Origin of the sequence: Methylotenera sp., from assembly GCF_029945705.1 — a bacterium.
In the GTDB taxonomy this organism is placed as follows: domain Bacteria; phylum Pseudomonadota; class Gammaproteobacteria; order Burkholderiales; family Methylophilaceae; genus Methylotenera.
In genome coordinates this window covers 145009-168357 of sequence record NZ_JAQSDC010000004.1, presented here as the reverse complement: position 1 = coordinate 168357, position 23349 = coordinate 145009, and the positions used below count along the sequence as shown (strand labels likewise).

19 protein-coding genes and 1 pseudogene are annotated in these 23349 nt (G+C 42.0%); 15 read left to right on the top strand and 5 right to left on the bottom strand.

Translation table 11 applies throughout. The features are described from left to right. The first annotated feature begins 6 nt into the window (after positions 1 to 6). The 5 genes from PSU78_RS01760 to PSU78_RS01740 are packed head-to-tail and all read left to right on the top strand — an operon-like array spanning position 7 to position 4992. Positions 7 to 1314 (top strand): O-antigen ligase, encoded by a 1308-nt coding sequence (locus PSU78_RS01760; protein ID WP_300383309.1) that lies wholly within the window; start codon positions 7 to 9, stop codon positions 1312 to 1314. Continuing rightward, on the top strand, positions 1311 to 2165 hold the full coding sequence (locus PSU78_RS01755; RefSeq protein WP_300383306.1) for a glycosyltransferase: 855 nt from the start codon (positions 1311 to 1313) through the stop codon (positions 2163 to 2165). The genes PSU78_RS01760 and PSU78_RS01755 overlap by 4 nt, the downstream gene beginning before the upstream one ends. A 2-nt stretch (positions 2166 to 2167) precedes the next feature. Further along, positions 2168 to 2932, top strand: coding sequence for a glycosyltransferase family 2 protein (locus PSU78_RS01750; RefSeq protein WP_300383303.1), 765 nt, complete (start codon positions 2168 to 2170; stop codon positions 2930 to 2932). Next, a complete protein-coding gene (locus PSU78_RS01745) occupies positions 2932 to 3846 on the top strand; it encodes a glycosyltransferase (protein ID WP_300383300.1) in 915 nt (304 codons plus the stop codon). Before PSU78_RS01750 ends, PSU78_RS01745 begins: the two co-directional genes overlap by 1 nt. 3 nt (positions 3847 to 3849) lie before the next feature. Then, a complete protein-coding gene (locus tag PSU78_RS01740; RefSeq protein WP_300383296.1) occupies positions 3850 to 4992 on the top strand; it encodes a glycosyltransferase family 9 protein in 1143 nt (380 codons plus the stop codon). Here the strand turns inward: PSU78_RS01740 and waaC are convergent. The 3 genes and pseudogenes from waaC to PSU78_RS01725 all read right to left on the bottom strand — a co-directional run bounded on the left by waaC (position 4958) and on the right by PSU78_RS01725 (position 6891). After that, entirely contained in the window at positions 4958 to 5986 is a 1029-nt protein-coding gene (gene waaC / locus PSU78_RS01735) for a lipopolysaccharide heptosyltransferase I (protein WP_300383293.1), read from the bottom strand. The genes PSU78_RS01740 and waaC overlap by 35 nt on opposite strands. 9 nt (positions 5987 to 5995) lie before the next feature. Next, positions 5996 to 6385 (bottom strand): annotated as a pseudogene (locus PSU78_RS01730) (Kdo hydroxylase family protein). After that, positions 6307 to 6891 (bottom strand): Kdo hydroxylase family protein, encoded by a 585-nt coding sequence (locus PSU78_RS01725; RefSeq protein WP_300383290.1) that lies wholly within the window; start codon positions 6889 to 6891, stop codon positions 6307 to 6309. Before PSU78_RS01725 ends, PSU78_RS01730 begins: the two are co-directional and overlap by 79 nt. Before the next feature lie 184 nt (positions 6892 to 7075). Here PSU78_RS01725 and PSU78_RS01720 point away from each other — a divergent pair, with 184 nt between their 5' ends. The 4 genes from PSU78_RS01720 to dnaJ all read left to right on the top strand — a co-directional run bounded on the left by PSU78_RS01720 (position 7076) and on the right by dnaJ (position 11953). After that, positions 7076 to 7969 (top strand): lysophospholipid acyltransferase family protein, encoded by an 894-nt coding sequence (locus PSU78_RS01720; RefSeq protein ID WP_300383287.1) that lies wholly within the window; start codon positions 7076 to 7078, stop codon positions 7967 to 7969. Positions 7970 to 8106: 137 nt separating this feature from the next. After that, a complete protein-coding gene (grpE, locus tag PSU78_RS01715) occupies positions 8107 to 8622 on the top strand; it encodes a nucleotide exchange factor GrpE (RefSeq protein ID WP_300383284.1) in 516 nt (171 codons plus the stop codon). Between the two features lie 177 nt (positions 8623 to 8799). Continuing rightward, positions 8800 to 10725, top strand: a complete 1926-nt coding sequence (dnaK, locus tag PSU78_RS01710; protein WP_300383281.1) for a molecular chaperone DnaK — start codon at positions 8800 to 8802, stop codon at positions 10723 to 10725. Positions 10726 to 10831: 106 nt separating this feature from the next. Beyond that, positions 10832 to 11953, top strand: coding sequence for a molecular chaperone DnaJ (gene dnaJ, locus PSU78_RS01705; RefSeq protein WP_300383278.1), 1122 nt, complete (start codon positions 10832 to 10834; stop codon positions 11951 to 11953). A 112-nt stretch (positions 11954 to 12065) separates the two neighbouring features. Here dnaJ and parC read toward each other — a convergent pair whose 3' ends face one another. Both parC and PSU78_RS01695 read right to left on the bottom strand, forming a co-directional pair. Next, positions 12066 to 14351, bottom strand: coding sequence for a DNA topoisomerase IV subunit A (gene parC, locus PSU78_RS01700; RefSeq protein ID WP_300383276.1), 2286 nt, complete (start codon positions 14349 to 14351; stop codon positions 12066 to 12068). Then, positions 14351 to 16336 (bottom strand): DNA topoisomerase IV subunit B, encoded by a 1986-nt coding sequence (locus tag PSU78_RS01695; protein WP_300383274.1) that lies wholly within the window; start codon positions 16334 to 16336, stop codon positions 14351 to 14353. The genes parC and PSU78_RS01695 overlap by 1 nt, the downstream gene beginning before the upstream one ends. A 308-nt stretch (positions 16337 to 16644) precedes the next feature. On the opposite strand from PSU78_RS01695, the gene PSU78_RS01690 reads away from it, so the two are divergent. The 6 genes from PSU78_RS01690 to PSU78_RS01665 all read left to right on the top strand — a co-directional run bounded on the left by PSU78_RS01690 (position 16645) and on the right by PSU78_RS01665 (position 23339). After that, on the top strand, positions 16645 to 16950 hold the full coding sequence (locus tag PSU78_RS01690) for a thioredoxin family protein (protein WP_300383271.1): 306 nt from the start codon (positions 16645 to 16647) through the stop codon (positions 16948 to 16950). 26 nt (positions 16951 to 16976) lie between these two features. Continuing rightward, positions 16977 to 17651: a two-component system response regulator CreB gene (gene creB, locus PSU78_RS01685; protein WP_300383268.1), complete on the top strand. Its 675-nt coding sequence runs from the start codon at positions 16977 to 16979 to the stop codon at positions 17649 to 17651. 138 nt (positions 17652 to 17789) lie between these two features. Beyond that, on the top strand, positions 17790 to 19229 hold the full coding sequence (gene creC, locus PSU78_RS01680) for a two-component system sensor histidine kinase CreC (protein WP_300383265.1): 1440 nt from the start codon (positions 17790 to 17792) through the stop codon (positions 19227 to 19229). 151 nt (positions 19230 to 19380) lie between these two features. Further along, complete coding sequence (gene bchE / locus PSU78_RS01675) at positions 19381 to 20919, top strand: magnesium-protoporphyrin IX monomethyl ester anaerobic oxidative cyclase (RefSeq protein WP_300383262.1); 1539 nt, start codon at positions 19381 to 19383, stop codon at positions 20917 to 20919. Further along, complete coding sequence (locus PSU78_RS01670; protein WP_300383260.1) at positions 20916 to 22838, top strand: hypothetical protein; 1923 nt, start codon at positions 20916 to 20918, stop codon at positions 22836 to 22838. Before bchE ends, PSU78_RS01670 begins: the two co-directional genes overlap by 4 nt. Before the next feature lie 138 nt (positions 22839 to 22976). Beyond that, positions 22977 to 23339, top strand: a complete 363-nt coding sequence (locus PSU78_RS01665) for a diacylglycerol kinase family protein (RefSeq protein ID WP_300383257.1) — start codon at positions 22977 to 22979, stop codon at positions 23337 to 23339. Positions 23340 to 23349 lie beyond the last annotated feature (10 nt).

Here is a 23349-nt window from a genome sequence, read left to right as displayed (position 1 = left end):
CCTCTTATGTTTAACTCACTCACCTTAATAAAGAAACCATATTCTGAGCAGCTCTTTATCCTCAGCCTAACGATTTCACCAATATTTTTGCTTACGGTTTCTGGTTGGATGACACGAATTGTGGCCGTATGTGCATTATTAGCAATTTATGTTTTTTTAAAAAATTTAAACAGCATTCGCCAGTCAGCATATGCATATAAAAATGCATTCGATATTAAGTTGCTATCAATTACCTTTGCTTTACCATTTATTGCAATCTTGCTAGGCCAAGTTTTTAGAGGGCAGTTTTCTTGGGCATATTACGATAGCCCACTGCACATTATGATTTGCATTTTTATATTGTGGGCGATGTTAAAAAACAGCCCTCGCGTGGTTGAGTTAATGAGTTACGCATTTCCAATAGTAACTTTACTTGCACTAACCAACATACTCATACATCCGAATTTATTTTGGGGAGCCAATCGCTTATCTACTCAAGCTATAGACCCACTAGAGTTTGGTAGTTTAAGCCTCACATTTGGGTTGATGAGCTTAATCTCAATAAAATTGCATTCTAACAACTCTAAACTACTTACTACGTATAAATTGATTGGATTTTGTACTGGCGTTTATTTATCTATTGCATCTGGTAGTAGAACTGGCTGGCTAGCTGTACCAATTATCGGTTTACTCTGGTTATATTTTGATCAGGCAAAATTTTCTCATTTAAAAAAATTAATGGCTGGAATCGGAATAATCACAGTCATCATTTCAAGTTACCTTTTGTCAGATACAGTGCATCAGCGAGCGGAAATTGCTTCTAAGGAAATTCTAAACTACCACTGGAATGACCAAAATGCTGACACTTCAGTTGGTGCTAGAATATCTTTCGCCCGCATTGCAGTTTTCTTACTCGAGAAAAAGCCAATGAGTGGCTGGGGTGATGGTGGCTTTGAAAGTGTCATTAACGACCCCGCCTTAGATTTTGCTGTGTTACCAACTAAAATGACCGCACTAACAGCAGGATTTCACAACGACATCACTGCAAATATGGTCCGATCAGGTGTTTGGGGGTTAATATCTACGTTGGCGTTATTTTTTGTACCTGCGATATTTTTTATGCGTATTCTTCGAAGTGAAAATAAGAAATTACGAGATACCGCCTTTCTTGCACTAGCTTTTTTAAGCTGTCAGTTTGTTAGTAGCTTAAGTATGGAAATACTCAATTTACGCTACTCAGCTTCATTTTACGGCTTAATGCTTGCCATATTTTGCGGTCAAATTCTATTTTATAAATCACAAGACGCTATGCTCTTAAATAGCCAAATAATATGAACCCTCGAAAATACGCAATCACCTTTGCTTGTTACAACCAAGTTGAATACACGAAAATGTGTGTTGAAAGTATGATTAAACACGGACTAGATCTAAGTCGATTAGTTGTTGTAGACAATGCATCTACCGACAGCACACGCACTTACCTTGAATCGTTACCGTTAGGTGGACATATATTCAATAAATCTAATCTTGGTTGCGGTACGGCGTGGAATCAAGGTGCACTTGCTTTGCAAGCTGAGTGGACGGTTATTATGAACAATGATGTTATTGTGACTGAAAATTGGATTGAAAATTTAATTGAGACGGCTGAAAAAAATAATCTAAAGATAATTTCACCCTCATTGATTGAAGGACCTATTAACAATAACTCAAGTGCGGATAACCCTCTTGATTATGATCTTGACGAATTTTCTCAGCAATCACATGTAAAAATGCATGATGCTTTGCGAGTCGGCGGACATCATGCGGTTTGTTTGGCCGTTCATGAATCTGTTTGGTTAGAGGTTGGCTATTTTCAGCCCATCCCGAAATTATTAGGGTTTGAAGACACAATTTTTTTTAACGAGCTGGCCAAAGCTAATATTGCTGGCGCCATGACTGGGGCAGCTTGGTTGCATCATTTTGGCTCAATTACCCAGAGTGCGATGAAGCAAGAGCGCGGTTTATCTGAAAAAGATGGTTTAGGCTACCGCTACAACTATCGCTTACTTAAACAAAGCTGGCTCACACGCAAACTAAATAAAATTAAGAAAACTCGCCAGAAAAAACAATGGTTAGAAAATGAGCTAAAAGAGTATGCAATGACAATGCATGGCACCCGCGTAAAGGGTGATTTTGCTTGGCAATAATGATGAGCACCGTTAAAAGCCCTAGCCTTTCAGTCATCATTATCACCAAGAATGAAGCGCATGATATTCGTGATTGCTTAACCTCTGTAGCTTGGGCAGATGAAATTATTATATTAGACTCAGGCAGTACTGACGAAACACTTAATATTGCTCGCGAATTTACTCCTAACGTTTACACTTCGTCAGACTGGCAAGGCTTTGGCATTCAAAAAAACCGCGCCTTAGCATACGCAACAAAAGACTGGGTGCTATCTTTAGATGCTGATGAACGCGCGGACGCTGCATTGCTGAAGGAAATTCAACAAGTGTTAAAGTCTTCAGAATTTGACGTATATTTTATACCTAGATTATCCAGCTTTTGTGGTCGGTTCATTCATCACTCTGGTTGGCGGCCAGATTATGTAGCGCGACTCTTTAAGCGCGGTAGTGCATCGTTCAGCAATCACTTAGTGCATGAAAGTTTAGCTTTTACAGCACCAACTGGGTATTTAAAGCAATCCATACTTCATCTTAGTTATCAAAATTTAGATGAAGTGCTTGATAAAATGCAACGTTACGCGATGCTAGGTGCGAAAGAGCTTCACGCTAGAAACAAACGTGCCAGCTTATTAGGCGCTATTGGCCATGGCGCTTGGGCATTCATTCGAACTTATATTATTCGTTTAGGGTTTTTAGATGGCGCTCAAGGTTTTATGCTGGCTGTTAATAATGCAGAAACAACCTACTATAAATATTTACAACTCTATTTTTTAATTAAAAAAAGTTAATGCAATCAACCTTTCTATCTAAAGCGCCCACTGTTAGCAAGCATCGAGTCACTATTAATGATACTGATGCAGTGTTCTCAATCATTATTCCTAGCTGGAATAATTTAGCATTTTTAAAAACATGTATTGATAGTCTTAGAAAAAACTCACGTTACTCACATCAGATTATTGTGCATCTAAATGAGGGTGCAGATGGTTCGTTATCTTGGGTGAAAGAACAAGGGTTGGACTTCACTTACTCAGTAGAAAATATTGGTATTTGTTATGCCATGAATTTAGCACGCACCTTAGCCACAAGCGATTTACTGGTTTATTTTAATGACGATATGTACGCTTGCCCAGATTGGGATTTTTGGCTGTATGAAGAGGTAAAAAAACAGACTTCACCTTACTATTTCTTATCTTGCACAATGATAGAACCTCGAGCATCAGGTAATAAATGTGCAATTGCGCCGTTTGATTTTGGCAGCAACCCTGAGAATTTTAACGAAAATGCGCTGCTCGAAAACTTCGCCTCTCCTACAAAGGCAGACTGGAATGGCGCCACATGGCCACCTAGCGTACTTCCAACCATGCTATGGGATTTGGTAGGCGGCTACAGCACGGATTTTTCTCCAGGGATGTATTCTGACCCTGATTTTTCAATGAAACTTTGGGAGTTTGGTGTGCGAGACTTTAAGGGCGTAGGCAAAAGTCGTGTTTACCATTTCATGTCTAAATCTACTGGAAAGCTTACTTTTAAAAAAAATGGCAGTCATTTGTTTTTGCGCAAATGGGGCATCAGTTCTAATGTTTTCACCAAGCATTATTTGCGCAGAGGTGAAGTCTGGAATGGTCCTCTCGTCATTCCAAGAGATACGTTTAAATTTAAATTTAAATTATGGCTAAGTAAAATGAAACAAAAATTCATTTAAAGCATGTTTAACGATAAAACTCCTCCAAAAAAAATATTACTCATCGCCACTCAGCAAATTGGTGACGTGTTGTTAGCTACACCTTTACTTAAATCCATGCGAATGGCTTGGCCTGATGCCGTTATTGACGTTTTGGTCTATCGCAATACCAGCGGCATATTAATGGGTAACTCTGACTGCAACAATGTAATAGAAAGCGACAACCACCCCACCTTTAGCGCTTATCTTAAATTATTGAAAAGAATATTTAGAAAATATGACCTCGCAGTCACTACGCAAGGCAATGATAGAGCACATCAATATGCTTTTTTAGCAGGGAAAAAACGTGTTGGCCTAATTCCAAACCTGAAAAAGAAACATTGGTGGAAGAAGTTATCTTGTATGCGCTGGAGTTTACTGGACGAAAACAACACGCATACCGTAGCTCAAAACTTATTGCTAGCCGACCTGATGGGCATTGAAAGACAATATGCGTTAACACCTCCCAAACTTGGCTCAACTGATTCGATTACGCGTCTGAATCAATTATTAAACTTTAATTTAACTGAAACAACTTATACCATCATCCACCCGTTACCAATGTGGCAGTATAAGCGCTGGACAGACAGTGGATGGATTGCCTTAATACAACAACTATTAAATTTAGGTCAGCGCGTCATTATTACTGGCGGCCCGGCAATTGCTGAGCAAAATTATGCTCAGCAACTTACTGAACATTTTGTAGAGAGTGCCACTGGTTTTGTAACGAGCTTAGCTGGAAAAACTAGTTTTGCAGAAATGAGTTCACTTTTAAATCATGCTGCTGCATATGTCGGTCCAGATACCGCCACGACCCACCTCGCTGCTGCTTGCGGCACCCCTACGTTAGCTATTTTCGGGCCCACCAACCCAGTAAAATGGGCGCCGTGGCCACTTGGCTATCATGAAAACAAAAGTCCTTGGCAACGATACTTTTCAGAATATCAAATTGTGAGTAATGTGATGCTACTTCAAGGCCGTGGCGAGTGCGTACCCTGCCATAAAGCTGGCTGCAATGACCACAACAATAGTCATAGCCAATGCTTAGATACACTAGATACTAAACGCGTGATTCAGGCATTTAGGCGACTAATTAAGATTGATATTGAGGTAGTATCTGTTGAATAGCAGTCAACACTTGCTGCACACTTGGTGGCTGAGCAATATCACCTAGATTTTTAATTTTTTCACTCCAAAAACCCTCGGTCTTCCAACGTGGAGAATCGCAATAAAGCTCAATGGTAGGCTTACACATTATTGCTGAAAGATGGGTAAGTCCTGTATCAACCCCAATGACCATCTCTGCACCAGCCACAATAGAGAAAGCCTGCGTTAAATTGAAAGCCTTTGGTACGACAGCATTTGGAATTTGCTGACATAATCTCTCACTTACCGTTTTTTCTGCTAAATTGCCCCAAGGTAAAATGACTCGGCAGCCTATTCTAGCTAGGTGTTGACCAGTTTTAATCCAATTGTCTTCATTCCACGTTTTAGCTGTACGTGCAGTTGCATGAAAAAACAAAATGTATGGCCCATTAAAGTCAGCACTGATTTCTTGATTTTTTTTAGCAAGAGTATCCACAAATACCTGTGGGTAGAATTGAGGTATCCCCAATGTAGTGGAAGAGTTTATCGCTTCTGCGGCTACTAAACGCGAGCGCTCTACAGCATGACATTGCTTGGGAACTTGCACACAACGCGTATAAAACCATCGCGCCATCGGCTCATAACCAGAGCCTTCTGTCGCATTACCAAGCCCGGTAATTGACCCACCTAAATTACGCCTTGCCAATCGACTGACCACTGCGGACTTTATTAACCCTTGTGTTTCAATGACTAAGTCATAGCTCACTAACCGAAGCTCTCGACGAAATGCGCTAATTTCCGAGCGTGTTTTTTTGTTAAATAGACTTTTCTTCCAGCGTCGAAACCCTAACGGAATAATACGATCAATGCCTTTAAATTCTGTCCCAGTCCGCAAAGGCTCAATTAGACTTACGTAACCCTCTTCTACCACCCAATCAATATTGGCATCAGGATATTGTCTGCGCAAATCCCAAACAATCGGTAAATTATGCAACACATCCCCTAAAGATGAGAGTTTTACGATGAGAATATTCAAGAATGAGCCTTAATTTATCAGAGGGAAGTTTGACAATGGTTTATTCAGCATTCTCTCTAACACTTTCAGAGGTGCTTTTTCTGGCCACTTTAGCGCGCAAACAGGAAAAGAGAAAGTTTGTTCAATCATAAATTGACCTGCCATTGCAGCGTGTAGCGCTTAATCAGAGTAAACAATACATGTCGCTCCTGGCATAAAATTCACACTTTGCTGTGGTGAGTGTTGCTGATAATGGATGTCGGCTTTGACTAAATCGTGTAATTGCAACATACGACGATCATATTCGGTGCGCATTTTTTTAGTAATGTGCAATTGCTTCATTAACCAACCTTGCATAGGTAGTAGCGAGCTTGTTTTAGGCAGAAACGAGTCTGCCATTTTTTCAAAAGGCTCCCCCACTCCCCAAACACGCGGTTTACCATAGGGATTAACATTATCAAATACTCTGAGTAATCAAGTGCTTGCGTAGCATTCGAGGGAAAAGCATCAGCATGCAGGCGTGTATCGTCTTTACGATATGAGCTCGTACGTGTTTCTACTTCAAATGGTCTAAAACTAGTATTAGCCACTGTTAAATTTGGAACATAACTAGGAAATAGCATGGCGACAAGTTCATGAGACTGTTTAGCATAACGCTGGACCACCGCTTTCAGAGCCGCCATGTCGGCCACACTTCCAACAGCACCTTTCAATTCTCCACTAGCTCTTAATGCAATATTTTTAGACTGTTTATCAGACCAGTCTGTAGAAAGAAATCGCTGCTCTTCAGGTAAAAAAGTAAAAGCAAGCATTGGTAACGCAATAACACTTCCATGCTCTAAAGCTTCAATAGCTTGATCGCTAATTGAGGAATCAACTGGGCCACTCCAATGACTCAAGTCAAAAGTTTTGATTGCATTCATCATCTTCAACTCTCGCATTCTTAGCCTATACTCAAATCCTAAATGTAGCAGTATACTTTTCAATAAGTACCTAATAACACACTACCGCTTTTACAACATAATATACACGAGATAATGTCGTGCTGAAAACTTGTGTTATTGTAACTCACAGCTACCATACAACTTAACGCATTAAATGCGATTTCGAATGAATTCATTAAAATCAACACTTAAAAGTAATTTCATATTATTGGCTATAAGCAGCCTAAAACTATTGAGATTTTTGCCACTGCCAATCATTCATGGGCTTGGTGTGATACTTGGTTTAATGAGCTATATATTTAATAAAGATCATCGTGATCATGCGATACGTAACCTTAAGCAATGTGGATTAACTTCCGGCGATAATGATTTAAATAAACTATTGTTTAAAAGCACACTTGAAAACAGTAAAGGTGCCCTTGAAACTTTCGCCATTTGGTTTAAACCTCAAAACAAAGTTACCAATTGGGTAAAGGCGGTGTTTGGTTGGGTTGCGGTTGAGCAAGCACTTAAAGCAGGCAAAGGTATTATATTTCTCACGCCGCATTTAGGTTGCTTTGAAATCACATCCCTTTACTATGGCTCACAACATCCTATGGCGGTACTTTATCGCCCACCACGCCAAAAATGGTTATTACCGCTCATAACCAACGGCCGTGAGCGTGGGCTAATTCATTTAGCTCCAGCTAATGCCCAAGGCGTTAAACATCTATTGCAAGCACTTAAACGTGGTGAAGCCGTTGGAATTCTACCGGACCAAGCCCCTTATGAAGGCGAAGGAGAATGGGTTCCATTTTTTGGTCGTGCCGCCTACACAATGACACTTGCCTCAAAATTAGCCCAAAAAACTGGCGCGCAGGTTTTTATGGCTTTTGGTGAGCGCTTAAGTTTTGGTCGCGGCTACAACATCCATATTCGTGCATTAGAAGCTGGCGCTATTGCTACGCCAGCTTTATTGAATACGGAAATTGAACATACGATTAAACAATGTCCTGAGCAGTACTTATGGATGTACGATCGTTACAAGGTCCGTAACCAAGCCCCTCCGCCAGTTTTATAAAAGATCTAGTGAGGCGATGAACACCCCAGCCTTTTTAAATTCAAGAAAATTTCAGTCAAATGCTTGAGATTTGATAAAGCATCTCCATTATATGAATATTGTTTTAATAATTACTGATAAATAATTAGGAATAATTCATGACTGAAAACACACAAGAAGACAATATGCTAGCTGAAGAAGATTTACAACAAAGTGGCGCTGCTGGCTCATTAGATGATCGTATTGGTGAACTAGAAGCTCAGCTTAAAGAAGCTCAAGCCGCGGTTTTATACGTTAAAGCTGATGGTGAAAATATTCGCCGCCGCGCGATGGATGATATTGAAAAGGCACGCAAGTTTGCTTTAGAAAAATTCTCAAATGAGTTACTTGCAGTGAAAGATAGCTTAGATGCAGCCTTGCTTATTGAAGCTGCTGACGTGCAAAGCTATAAGGATGGTGTGCAAATCACGACCAATCAGTTAGCTTCTGTGTTTGATAAATTCAATATTACTGAAATTAATCCATTAGGCGAGAAATTTGACCCTAACAAACATCAAGCCATTAGCATGTTAGAAAATAGTGGCGAGCCTAATACCGTGACAACAGTATTGCAAAAAGGTTATACGCTGAATGACCGCGTATTGCGCCCTGCTTTGGTAATGGTAGCTAAGTAATTGATTAAAAAATTAAGCTATATTTTTAATTAAATCAAAATCTTAATTAAATCTAGCAATCTCAGACACTTGAAATAACAAAAACAATCACCACAATAGCTTCAAGGTAAAAATTTAACACCGCTGATTACACAAAGTAATGCAGCAAATTAATGAGTAGAAAAAGGAATAGGAATTATGGGAAAAATTATTGGTATTGACTTAGGTACAACGAACTCTTGCGTAGCTGTGATGGAAGGTGGCAAACCTCGCGTGATTGAAAATGCTGAAGGTACACGCACTACACCTTCAATTATTGCATATCAAGAAGATGGTGAGATTTTGGCTGGCGCGCCAGCAAAACGCCAAGCGGTGACTAACCCTAAAAATACGCTATACGCAGTTAAACGTTTGATTGGTCGTCGTTTTGACGAAAAAGAAGTACAAAAAGACATCGGTTTAATGCCGTACACCATCGCAAAAGCGGATAACGGCGATGCATGGGTGGAAATTCGTGGCGTGAAAATGGCGCCACCGCAAATTTCTGCTGAAGTTTTACGCAAAATGAAGAAAACTGCTGAAGACTACTTAGGTGAAGAAGTGACAGAAGCGGTTATTACGGTGCCTGCTTACTTTAACGATAGCCAACGTCAAGCGACTAAAGATGCAGGTCGTATCGCAGGTTTAGATGTTAAACGTATTATCAATGAGCCAACTGCTGCTGCATTAGCCTTTGGTTTAGATAAACAAGAAGGTGATCGTAAAATTGCCGTGTATGACTTGGGCGGCGGTACATTTGACGTGTCTATCATTGAGATTTCAAGCATTGATGGCGAACATCAATTTGAAGTACTTTCAACCAACGGTGACACATTCTTAGGTGGTGAAGACTTTGATAACCGTTTAATCGACTTTTTGGCAGATGAGTTCAAAAAAGAAAACGGTGGTTTAGACCTACGTAATGATTTATTGGCAAAACAACGTTTGAAAGAGGCGGCTGAGAAAGCAAAAATCGAGCTTTCTGGCGCTACACAAACTGAAGTGAACTTGCCATACATTACAGCAGATGCAACTGGTCCTAAACACTTAGTAGTAAAAATTACGCGTGCAAAATTAGAAAGCTTAGTTGAAGATTTGATTGAACGCACAATGGCACCATGCCGCATGGCCATTAAAGATGCAGGCGTTTCAATTGACGATATTACCGACGTGATTTTGGTTGGTGGTCAAAGCCGCATGCCAAAAGTGCAAGAGAAAGTGAAAGAGATTTTTGGTAAAGAGCCACGTAAAGACGTTAACCCTGATGAAGCGGTAGCTGTTGGTGCAGCAATTCAAGGTGGCGTGTTAAAAGGTGATGTTAAAGATGTGTTGTTGCTTGATGTAACACCATTATCACTAGGTATTGAAACACTTGGTGGCGTGATGACTAAAGTGATTAAGAAAAACACGACCATTCCAACCAAAGCATCACAAACGTTCTCTACTGCGGATGACAATCAAAATGCAGTGACGATTCAAGTGTTGCAAGGTGAACGTGAAAAAGCGGCTGCCAATAAATCGCTTGGTCAATTCAACTTAAGTGACATTCCTCCAGCACCACGTGGTATGCCACAAATTGAAGTGACATTTGATATTGATGCCAACGGTATTTTGCATGTATCTGCTAAAGATAAAGCGACTGGTAAAGAAAATAAAATTACCATTAAAGCGAACTCTGGTTTGTCTGAAGCTGAAATTCAGCAAATGGAAGAAGATGCGATTAAATATGCAGATGAAGATAAGAAATATCGTGAGTTAGTTGATGCCCGCAATGCAGCTGATGGCATGGTACATAGTGTGAAAAAATCATTGTCTGAGCATGGCGATAAATTGGATGCTGCTGAAAAAGAAGCCATTGAAGCAGCTATTAAAGGTGTTGAAGAAGTGCTGCAATCAGATGATAAAGACGCGATTGAAGCTAAAACAGCAGTCTTGACTGAAGCATCACAAAAACTAGGTGAAAAAGTCTACGCTGCTGAACAAGCGGAAGCCAACACACAAAGCGCTCAACCGAGCCAAGAAACTGAAAAAACAGTGGATGGTGACGTGGTAGATGCAGAGTTTGAAGAAGTGAAAAAAGACTAATTCACAATTTTTAGTCTTTAGCTTATAGTCGTTAGCATCACAAAATGATGCTAACGACTTTTCGCTATCAACACCCCGCTAACAACAACTGAATACTGACTGAATTATGGCTACTAAAAGAGATTATTACGAAATATTGGGCGTTAATAAAGACGCTTCAGAAGAAGAGATTAAAAAGTCTTATCGTAAACTTGCGATGAAGCACCACCCAGATCGTAATCCTGACAACCCAAATGCAGAAGAGCACTTTAAAGAAGCTAAAGAAGCTTATGAGATGCTTTCTGATGACCAAAAGCGTGCAGCTTACGACCAGTATGGTCATGCGGGCGTAGAGCAAGGTGGCGGTGCAGGTGGATTTGGTGGCGCAGGTTTCGGTGATGCCTTTGGTGATATTTTTGGCGACATTTTCGGTGGCGGTCGTGCTGGCGGACAACGCAATAACGTTTATCGCGGTGCGGACTTACGCTACAACATGGAAATCTCACTTGAAGATGCCGCAAAAGGAACCGAGTCTAAAATTCGTATTCCAGTGCAATCTACTTGTGAAACCTGTAAAGGTTCAGGTGCACGCCCTGGCACGCAGCCTGTGACTTGTACAACCTGTGCTGGCCACGGTCAAGTGCGTATGCAACAAGGCTTTTTCTCGGTACAGCAAACCTGTCCAAAATGTCACGGTAACGGCAAAATGGTCAAAGAGCCTTGCCCAACCTGTAGCGGCGCAGGTAGAACCAAACAAAACAAAACACTTTCTGTGAAAATTCCAGCTGGCGTGGACGAAGGCGATAGAATTCGTCTAAGCGGCGAAGGTGAGGGAGGCGTAAATGGCGGCCCAACAGGTGATCTATATGTTGTAATTCATCTAAAAGAGCACAATATTTTCCAACGCGAAGGCGGAAACTTACATTGCGAAATGCCAATTAGCTTTAGCACTGCGGCATTAGGTGGCGAGATTGAAGTGCCAACTTTAGGCGGCTCTGCCAAAATGAAAATTCCAGCAGAAACGCAAACAGGTGGTGTATTCAGGTTACGAGGCAAAGGCATTAAACCGCTACGCCAATCTGAAAGTGGCGATTTAATGGTACATGTCATTGTTGAAACGCCAGTGAAATTAACTGAAAAACAAAAAGACTTGCTACGTGAATTTGAAACTAGCACCCAAGCGGATTCTGGCAAACATAGCCCAAAAAATAAAAGTTGGGTAGATAAAGCAAAAGATTTCTTTGGTTAATTTACCATTAAATTAAACGAACTACTTAGTTACTAAAAACCAAAAGGCCGCATTAATGCGGCCTTTTGGTTTTATAGAACCCATTTAGCTCTCGACTTAACTATACCGAGAATTAAAAAAGTGAAACTTGACGCTTTACTGGCGCTTTAGTCTCTTTCATATCATGGCCTTTTCTGGCGCGTTTGAGCAGGAATTTACTTAAACTCTCCCCTTCGAGCACTTTAACTTTACCTCTAATAGCGATATTAGCAGTTAGCCCATCACTTAGTTCGATTCGTGACAATGAAGCCTTATCTGGAATATCCATCATACGTACGCCTTTGCCGCCATTTGGATACTCATTCACCTCACTGATTGGGAATACCAATAATTTACTTTCAGATGAAGTCACCGCAAGGTGCGTGCGTTCATCTAATTTAATGGGTGGCAATATCAGCGCGCCGTCTTCTGGCTTCATAAAAGCCTTACCCGCTTTAGGTCTTGCCACTAAGCCTTTAAGTGGTGCAACAAACCCGTAGCTATTTGATGTGGCAAATAAGTATCGGTCGTCATCTTTACCTGAAAGCGCATGGGCCAATTTAGCGCCATTTTGCACTTCAATGATTGAGCTGAGCGGAATGCCATCACCCTTACCGCCTGGCACTGTAGAGGCATCAAAGGCGTAACAACGGCCATTGGTGTCTAACAGGACAATCGGCAGCACTGTGCGCGTTTCAATGACCGCAAACTCACCATCGCCAGACTTCCACACGATTGAGTCACGTTCAACACCGTGCCCTTGTCTAGCTCTAATCCAACCATTTTTAGAAAGCAGAATAGTTACCGGTTCATCCACCACAAAAGCTTTTTGACCACCCTGCGCACGCTCCACAGGCTCAATCAGGGTACGGCGATCATCGCCGTATTTTTCCGCATCTTGCTTGATTTCTTTTGCAGTGAGTTTGCGTAATTTATTGTCGCTGCCTAATATGTTTTGCAAACCATCGGCTTCTTCACGTAAGTCTTTTAGCTCTTTTTCAATCTTAAAGCCTTCAAGCCTAGCGAGCTGACGTAATCTGATTTCTAGAATATCTTCGGCTTGTATTTCACTTAATTGAAACGCTGCGATCAAATCGGTTTTCGGTTCATCTGAATTACGAATCACTCGTATCACTTCATCAATATGCAAGAAGGCAATCATACGACCTTCTAAAATATGAATGCGTTTATTGATTTTATCTAAATCAAACTGGCAGCGTCTGCGTACAACATTCAGGCGGAAAGCTATCCACTCTTTAAGAATCGCCACCATGCCTTTTTGCGCAGGGCGACCGTCTGTGCCTATCATCACCATATTCACGGGACATGAGACTTCCATGCTGGTATGTAGCAGCAAGAACGCCATTAACTCATCGCTAGAAACCTTGCTCGTTTTTGGCTCGATAATCAGGCGGACATCTTTTTTGCCTTCGCTTTTCACCGTATCTATCATGCTCAAAGCCGATTGCTTCACTAGCAATTGATCTTGGTCTATAGTTTTTTTGTCTTTTTTCGGCTTAGGATTAGAAATGGCAAGAATTTCATCTTGTATCGTTTCTACAGAAACCCCATGCGGCAATTCATGAATGATGATACGCCATTGTCCGCGCGCCATCGGCTCGACTATCCATCTCGCACGCAGTCTTAATGAACCACGACCTGTTTCGTAAGTAGAAAGGATGTCTGCGGTTTGTGTAATGAGCTGACCTCCACCTGGAAAGTCAGGGCCAGGTACATGCTGCATAAACTCAGCTGTTGTGCAGTCTGGGTTATCCATCACATGCAGTACCGCATTGGCGATTTCTCGCATATTGTGCGGAATCATCTCAGTCGCCATGCCCACGGCAATGCCAGAAGCGCCATTCAATAACATCATTGGCAAACGAGCTGGTAGCAGCACTGGCTCTTGAAAAGCACCATCGTAATTGCTTTGGAAATTAACTGTACCTCGGTCAATCTCGGATAGCAGTAAATCAGCAATAGGTGACAAACGCATCTCGGTGTATCGCATTGCGGCTGCGCCATCGCCATCACGTGAGCCGAAGTTACCTTGCCCATCAATCAATGGGTACCGTAGCGTGAAGTCTTGCGCCAACCGAACGGCAGCCTCATATGCAGAACTATCGCCATGCGGATGGTACATACCTAGCACGTTACCCACTACACGCGCTGATTTGACTGGCTTAACGCCAGCTACCAAGCCCATTTCTTTCATGGCAAATAAAATACGGCGTTGTACTGGTTTCTGACCATCCTCCACAGATGGCAGCGCACGCCCTTTTACGACAGAAACGGCATAAGCTAAATAGGCTTCCTCTGCATATGCGCCAATCGGCACTGCATTTTCATCATTGCTACTTTCTAACATACTGATATCCATTAAACATCCGCCTCCACATCATTACCGCGACGTTCTATCCATTCTTTTCTGGCGGCAGACTCATTCTTTGCCATCAACATATCAAACATTTTGAGCGCACCTGCAACTTCACCATCAGGCAATCGCACTTGAATCAAGCGGCGCGTATCAGGACATAATGTTGTTTCCCATAGTTGTTCTGGATTCATTTCACCTAGACCTTTGAAACGCTGTATCCCTAACTTTTCTTCAGCAATACCTTCGCGTTTGAGTTTTTCTATGGTGGACATTTTCTCAGCATCATCAGACACATAAATTTTACGTAATGGCTTGCTTTTGCCCTGCGCTGGCACATCAATACGGTACAACGGAGGTTGTGAGATGTATACGTGGCCACGTTCGATTAGCTTAGGCGCATGTTTTAACAACATAGTGAGTAACAACACTTGAATATGCGACCCATCAACGTCCGCATCAGACAATATGCACAACTTACCATAACGCAAACCTGAAAAATCAGGATTATCTTTAAGCGTGTGCGGCTCAATACCTAAAGCAACAAAAATGTCATGTACTTCAGAGTTACCGAATATGCGGCCTGCGTCGACTTCCCAAGTATTGAGCACCTTACCCCGCAAAGGCAGTAAAGACTGAAACTCATTGTTGCGCCCCATTTTTGCGCTACCGCCAGCAGAATCACCCTCCACCAAGAACAACTCAGCTTCCATCGTGCCAGCTGCTTCACAGTCAGTAAGTTTGGCTGGCATGAGATTAATACCGCTAGATTTGCGCTTTTCAATTTTTTGTGTAGATTTATTGCGTGCCGCCGCAGAGCGATTCACCAAGTCAGAGATGCGCTTTGCATGGTCTACGTTTTGGCTCAACCATGTTTCCATATAGGGTTTCACGGCAGACGCGACCATTTTCATGGCATCGCGGTTAGTCAGCTTTTCTTTAGTTTGACCTTGAAATTGTGGATCTAATACTTTTGCGGCTAATACATAGCAAACGTTATTCCAAACATCTTCTGAAGAGACTTTAACGCCGCGTTGCATCATGCTGTGATGCTCCATAAACGACTTAACCGCCTCAAATACCCCATTACGCATGCCAGCCTCGTGCGTGCCGCCAGAGAGCGTAGGAATCAGGTTGACGTAAGATTCACCACGTCCACCGCCTGAACCAAACGACAACGCCCAAATTGCACCTTCTCCTTTAGAAATACCATCAGTATTTTCATGATGGTAAAACTCGCCCGAAATGATTGGAATGGGCGTTTCGTCTTCGTCGTACTCGCGCTCTCCAATTAATTCATCCAAGTATTGCGGCAGGCCGTCAACATAAGTCCAAGAGCGCTCTTCAAAGCCTTCAGCACCTTCAATAGAAAGCGTCACGCTCACACCGCGTAACAATACCGCTTTTGATTTAATTAGATGCTCTAACTGCTGAAGTGAAACCTTAGGCGAATCAAAGTATTTAGGGTCAGGCCAGCACTTTACTGTGGTGCCAGTATCTTTTTTAAGACACTTGCCAGTTTCAGTTAATGGCGTAACGCAATTACCATTTTCAAAAGAAAGACTATGCACTTTACCATCGCGCCTCACTTTGACATCAAGTCTCGTAGATAAAGCATTAGTGACAGAAACACCAACCCCATGTAAACCGCCAGAAAACCGATACGAACTGTTTTCATCTTCTTTATCAAACTTACCGCCAGCATGCAATTGCACGAATACAAGCTCTACCGCTGGCTGTGTTTCACCTTTTGGGATTTCTACAGGTATACCACGACCGTTATCAGACACCTCAACCGCGCCATCTTTAAATATTGTGACTTGAATTGTGGTCGCGTGACCGCCCAATGCTTCATCTGCCGCGTTATCGATGACTTCTTGCACAATATGCGTTGGGGAATCCGTGCGGGTATACATTCCTGGTCTTGCGCGTACAGGCTCTAAACCCCTTAACACCTTTACCGAGTCTGCATCGTATTCTTTTTCTGCCATTCAGCTAACCTTTTAAATTGATGTGCGACCTAATTTTTATATTAAGTTTAATTGACTTAACGCTATTTTAATTAACTAATTGTCTTTTTGAGCGAGTTACGATTAAAAATTCACTTTAACAGAGATTTGCGATATAACTACGGCAGGGATTTGGCTAATTAACAGTCTCCACAATTTCTGTGGATAACATTGTGAGGTGCATGGGGATATGCACGTTAAGTCCCTGCTATGACTAGGAATCCTCAAATAGAATCAATTTTAAGCATGCTTATTAATTAACTTAAACAACCTCAACCCAAAATACGCCTATGACTAAAGAAGAAATCGAGCAGTTACAAGGCCTTACCGTGATTGAGTTTGGTGCAAGCTGGTGCGGTTATTGTAAAGCTGCGCAGGCAATCATTAGTAAAGCCTTGCTTCACTATCCCAATGTAAAACACTTCAAGATTGAAGATGGCAAAGGGCAAAGATTAGGTCGCCAATATGCAGTTAAACTGTGGCCTACATTAGTTTTTATAAAAGATGGTGTTGAAATCAGTCGCTTAGTGCGCCCGACTGATGAGCAGGTCATTAGCGATGCCTTAAATCAGATGAATAATGAAACACCACATTGAAGACCTTTCTCATCTAAAATACTGCCATGCCAATCCATGTACTGATTATTGAAGACGAGCCTGCCATTGCAGAAACCCTGATTTATGCTTTTAAAGAAGCAGGGATTGCCACCACTCACAGACTTTTAGGTGGCGATGCGATTCCACAAATTAAGCAACAGGCCTTTGATTTTGTGATTTTGGATGTGGGCTTACCAGATATGACAGGCTTTGGCGTTTGCAAACTCATACGTGCTGAATCTAATATTCCCATTTTATTTTTAACCGCACGTAATCATGAAATTGACCGTATTGTGGGTTTAGAAATTGGTGCTGACGATTATGTTATCAAGCCATTTAGTCCTCGTGAGGTCGTCGCAAGAGTGAAAGCGATATTGCGCCGCACAGAACTAAAGACAAACGCCAATCAGCAAAACGTACAATTTTTAGTGGATGAACTAGCGAATCGAATTCAATATCGCGGACAACACTTAGATTTAACGCGTTATGAATTCCTGCTGCTTAAAACCTTAATTCAACAGCCGCAACGCGTGTTCTCTCGTAATCAATTGATGGATATTGTCTGGGTAAATGCCGAGAACACTTTGGAGCGCACTGTGGATGCGCATATTAAAACTTTGCGTGCAAAGTTGCGTGCTATTGACACACAAACTGAAGCAATTATTACGCATCGCGGGATGGGTTACAGCCTTATGGCTTAAAAATAAGACCATGATATTAGTTCTCAATATTTCAAACTATTCATTTCCTCATTCCGTGCATGACACGGAATCCAGTGACTTAAAGACACTAGATACCGACTTTCGTCGGTATGACAAAGTAGTAGATTAAGTTGAAAAATGAAAATTAGCCTTAAAATTTTCTTAGGTTACTTCTTATTAGTCGGCCTTGCCGCTTGGTTTGTGCTGTATGTGTTTGTAGATGAAGTTAAACCTGGCGTGCGCCAAGCCATGGAAGACACGCTGGTAGATACCGCCAACGTATTAGCTGAGCTTGCCGCAAACGATGTAAAAACCGATACGATTCAGACTGGCAACTTCGCACAAAGCCTTATTAAATATCAGTCACATGCCACCAAAGCGAATATTTGGGGCATCAAAAAACAGTCTGCAGATTACCGTGTCTATATTACCGACACCAATGGCATTGTCACTTTTGATTCGGCTAATATCGCGCTTGGTCAAGATTATTCAAAATGGAATGATGTTTACCTCACGCTAAAAGGTAAGTACGGCGTACGCTCTAGCCCTGCTGTTCTTGGCGATGAAGAGAGCGACACGATTATGTACATCGCTGCGCCAATTAAAGATGGCAGCAATATTATCGGCTCGCTCACTGTTGCTAAAGCCAACCGCACTTTATTGCCATTTATTGAGCGTGCGCAAAACAAAATTATCCGCTGGGGCGCTTTATTATTTGGGCTTTCACTGATTATCGGTGTGCTATTCACATGGCGATTTACCCGAAAAATTAACGCATTGCGCGATTACGCAGAAAAAGTCACGAAAGGTGAAAAAGCTGCGCCTCCAATCTCAAGCAATGACGAACTCACCGAACTCGCCAAGTCCATGCAAACTATGCGCAGCGAGTTAGATGGCAAACAATATATTCAAGACTCAGTGCAGCACTTAACACATGAGTTAAAAAGCCCGATTACGGCGATACAAGCGGCTTTGGAGTTAATTTCACCCAGTATGCCGCCAGAAGACCAAGCACACTTTTTAGCGCAAATTAAAACGCAATCAAACCGCGTGCAAACCATTATTCAGAATATGTTGGGCTTAGCAACGTTGGAACATCAACAGCAACTACAGCACTTAACCATGGTCAATTTGAACGACCTAATACAAACGCAAATATCACATTTAGCAAACAAAGCAGCGCTAAATAATATTCAATTTAAATTTTCACCACTTAACGCTATTGAGATTCAGGCAGATACATTTTTACTCGGTCAAGCGATCTACAACTTACTGGAAAACGCGCTCGATTTTAGCCCCGCCAATGGTGAAGTTATCGTAGCTACTGAAAGCAGTCAAACCCAAATAAAACTCACTGTATGTGATATAGGAAGCGGCATTCCAGACTATGCTTTGGATAAAGTATTTGATAAATTCTACTCATTACCTCGCCCTAACTTTTCAATCAATGCCGGGCAAAAAAGCACAGGGCTAGGGCTAAACTTTGTTCAGGAAGTCGTAAAACTGCATGGCGGTAGCGTTACTCTACAAAATAATTCAAATGGCGGCGCGGTCGCAAGTATCATTATCCCTATATAAAAGTGGTCTGAGACCGCTAATGTGACTGTCCGCGGCCTCAGACAGCTCCTACAAAATTCTACAAAACTTCACACTCACTTCATACAGCCGCATCAACACTTCAAACTAAGTCATTAATCTACTACCTCATTGATCATCATGGGATAGAAAAATGACTAATAAGATATTGTTGATTAACCCACCACATACTGCAATTGGCAGCCGTATGCCTAAAGAACATTTGCCACCACTGGGCTTACTTAGTATTGGCGGCCCACTCGTAGACTCAGGGTTTGACGTTGTGTTATTGGATGCCGAATTTGGTCCGATTTCTATCGTGAATATTGTAAAGATAGCCATTGCGCATGCGCCAAATTTTGTTCTAATGGGGCACTCTGGCTCAACCTCAGCACACGTCACGATTAAAACCATTGCACAGCGCATTAAAAACCAAGCGCCTAACATAACCATTATTTACGGCGGAGTTTTCCCTACTTATCACTGGCAAGATGTTTTAGACGAAACGCCAGAAATTGACTACATAGTACGAGGTGAAGGTGAGTACACTACGCCACATCTGGTCACAACCTTATTCAATAAGCATGATCTACAAAAAGTAAAAGGCATTGCTTACCGCGTCAACAACAAGCCTTTTTCTACGCCAGCAGCAGATATGATAGAAAACTTGGATGATTACCGCGTTGGTTGGGAGCTGATAGACCATAGCCGCTATTCATATTGGGGCAATATGCGCGCTGTAGTTGTGCAATTTTCGCGAGGCTGCCCCTATTTGTGTAACTATTGCGGACAACGTGGCTTTTGGACTAAATGGCGAAATCGCGACCCCGTATTATTTGCAAAAGAGTTAGCTAGATTAAACCGTGAACAAGGCGTGGTGCTAATTAACTTTGCCGACGAATTGCCTACGGGTTCAAGAAAAGCATGGAAAGTATTTTTAGAAGCACTCATTGCCGAAAATGTAAACCTCACGCTAGTCGGCTCAACCCGTGCGGGTGATGTTGTACGTGATGCTGACATTCTGCATTTGTACAAAAAAGCAGGGGTGATTCGCTTTTTATTAGGAATTGAAAGCTATGACGAATCAACGCTTGCTAACATTAAAAAAGGCACAACGACTAGAACTGACAAACTGGCTATTGAGCTGTTGCGCCAACACGGCATTATCTCCCTCGCCACTTATGTAGTTGGTTTTGAAGAAGAAACTGATGCAGACTACTGGCGCTCACTCAAACATTTACTCAATTACGACCCTGACCAAATTCAAATGCTGTATGTCACTCCACATCGCTGGACGCCGTATTTTCCGACCGTTGCAAATCGGCAAGTCATTCAAACTGATTCCAGAAAATGGGATTACAAACACCAAGTACTAGCCACCCAAAAGGTGCCGCCTTGGCGCGTTTTTTGTTGGGTAAAAGGCATAGAAATGTGCATGCAATTGCGTCCAAAAGCCATTTCAAGAACTATAAAAAATAAAGACGCCGCATTTTTACACGGCATGCGCTGGTATTACAAAATCGGCCGCCGCGTGTTTTTTCATGAAGTTTACGATTTTTTAGCCACCAAGTTAGCCAAGAACGGTCAAACCGTGGCCGAGTTCTGGGGTGCATCATTGCACCAATTTGAAAATGCACATACATCAATTAAAAAGAAATTTATTCCGATAAGTGTACGTTCGGCAAGCAAATGAAGCCGATAAATTTCGATTTACTACCTGATAGAACGCTTTTTGCAGGAAAGGTGACTCAGCAAAAACTAGGTCGCCTAGGCTTATATTATGGCATCTTTTTTTTATTAGCATGCTTCATACTTGCACTTTGCAGCTCTTCTCAATGGCACGCATTTGCCATGGGCATCATCTTACCAGGCGGAGGTTTTTTAGCGCACGCTAGCTTTGCTAATTGGCAAGGCCTAATACACATTACACTCGGCATATTTGCATTTGGCTTGTTCATTGGCGCATTGGTGTTGTGGTTTGCAACGGGTAACGCACTTGCTCCAGTGCTTAGCTGGTTTCTATCTGCAGTGGCAGCAACAATCATGCCACACAGCACCATTATTAACCCGTTGATCTGTGGCAGATTTAACGTTAATGCCACTTGGCTGCTGCCTAGCTCTGTGGCTTTAGTATTGCTATGCACACTATTATTGGCTTTACTTAAGCAAAAGCATGGCGCTAAATTACGATTACAAGCCAATGAATACTTAAGTTCGGCTGGTGCAAACTTAGCGAGCCAATTTCACTCTCAAGATGAAAGTATTGAATTTACACTTAATGATCTCAAACAAATGCGATTTTTGTTAGATCGCGCTTTGCAACCACTTGAAAACTTTGACGGTTTGGAGTGGATAGATCAATTTCAAACCTCTGCGGTGCGTTATCAACTCAATTTTTTAGGCTATGCACTTTCAATGGCGCAAGCCACGCATCTAAGCGCATTCAGTGGCTATTTGAGTGAGGCACAGCATAATTTAATACTAAAACAAACAGATTATCGCATTTGGCAATATTGGCAACTTGAAAACTGCTGGGGAAATTTGCAAAACAGTGCTGATCCAATAGCACGCGATAATATTATGTTCACAGGTTTTTGTGCCACGCAAATTGCGCTATTTCACGCAGCTTCAGGACGTGAAGATTTTTGCCAACCAAATAGCTTTTCGTTCAATCACCCCGTAGGTGAATGCTTTGCTTACAACCAATCCTTGCTTATTGATAAACTGCATAGCGGGTTTAAAAAATCAGATTTTTACTTAATGGCTTGCGAGCCAAATTGGATTTATCCTCTATGCAACAGCATTGGCTCGGCAGCGATTAAGCACCATAACCCGACGCTTTGGCAGCAACATGCAACTGACTTTACACACCATTTAGAGCATGAATTCATTGATTTAGCGGGGCGTTTTATTCCGTGCCGCTCAAGCTACACGGGGCTGGCTTTGCCTGTATTTGGCGGTGCATTACCGCAAGCCTTGCCTTGCTTCTTCTTAAATGCCACTTTGCCAACAATCGCACTGCGTCAATGGCTGTTATTGCGCCCAACATTATTAAAAAATAACCAGCTAAACCGAGCTGCTTTTTGGCCAATAGACACTGGTAATTATGGTTTTTCACGCGCAGCCGCTTACGCTGGCCTAGCGCTTGCGGCAAAAGAGTTGGGCGATAATGAGGTGGCTAAACTGTGTTTTGAGCAGTTAGCGTTAGAAAACCCAAGCCAAGAAATTGCTGGAGTGAAGCATCGCGAGAATGCGTCAGTATGGGCGCATTGCGTGGAATTTTTGGCTAAAAGTTGCTCAAAAAATAGCTTTCAACAACTGATAGGAACGCCAAAGAAAAACAAGCACCCTATCATCAGCCACGTGCCCTATCCCGATGTGTTGGTGGCACACGCGTCATATCAGCGAAATAGTCTCAGAGCCGTGTTTTACAATGGCACCGATGCGGAAAAGTTTGTCATCCATTTAGCTAATTTACTACCACATAGAGCCTATCTAATCACTGGCTCAACCGAGCAAACTATCATTGCCAACGCGCTAGGCAACGCTACTTTCAGGCTTTTGATTAACGGTAGAACAGAAATCTTACTCAAGCAGAAAGTGACTCAATAAATGGTGTGCTGCGTATTTTTAGCCAGTATCGTTGGGGTAACGTTATCAATTAAAGCGCGCCTTTTTAAGAACAAACTCCAATATCAAAGCCAAGCAACGCAATGGCGGCTTCATCCTAAGCAAAACAAAGGCTAAAACATGCCCTCATTTTCAATCAAAAAACGTCTTAAAAGCTTTAGCTACGCACTAGATGGCATACAATTTATGCTAAAAACTCAGCATAATGCTTGGATACATCTAGCAATTACAATGTTGACTACCTCGCTTGGTCTAATCAAAAATATTAACACCAACGATTGGCGATGGCTAGTCGTCGCCATTGCGCTGGTTTGGTTTGCAGAAACGATCAATACCGCATTTGAATTTTTATGCGATGTGGTTTCTCCTGATCTGCATCACTCAGTAAAAAAAGCCAAAGATATCGCCGCAGGCGCAGTATTAATTTGCGCAATCGGCGCTGCGATTTTGGGTATATTGATTTTTTTGCCCTATTTTTATTAGTAAAAAGCAA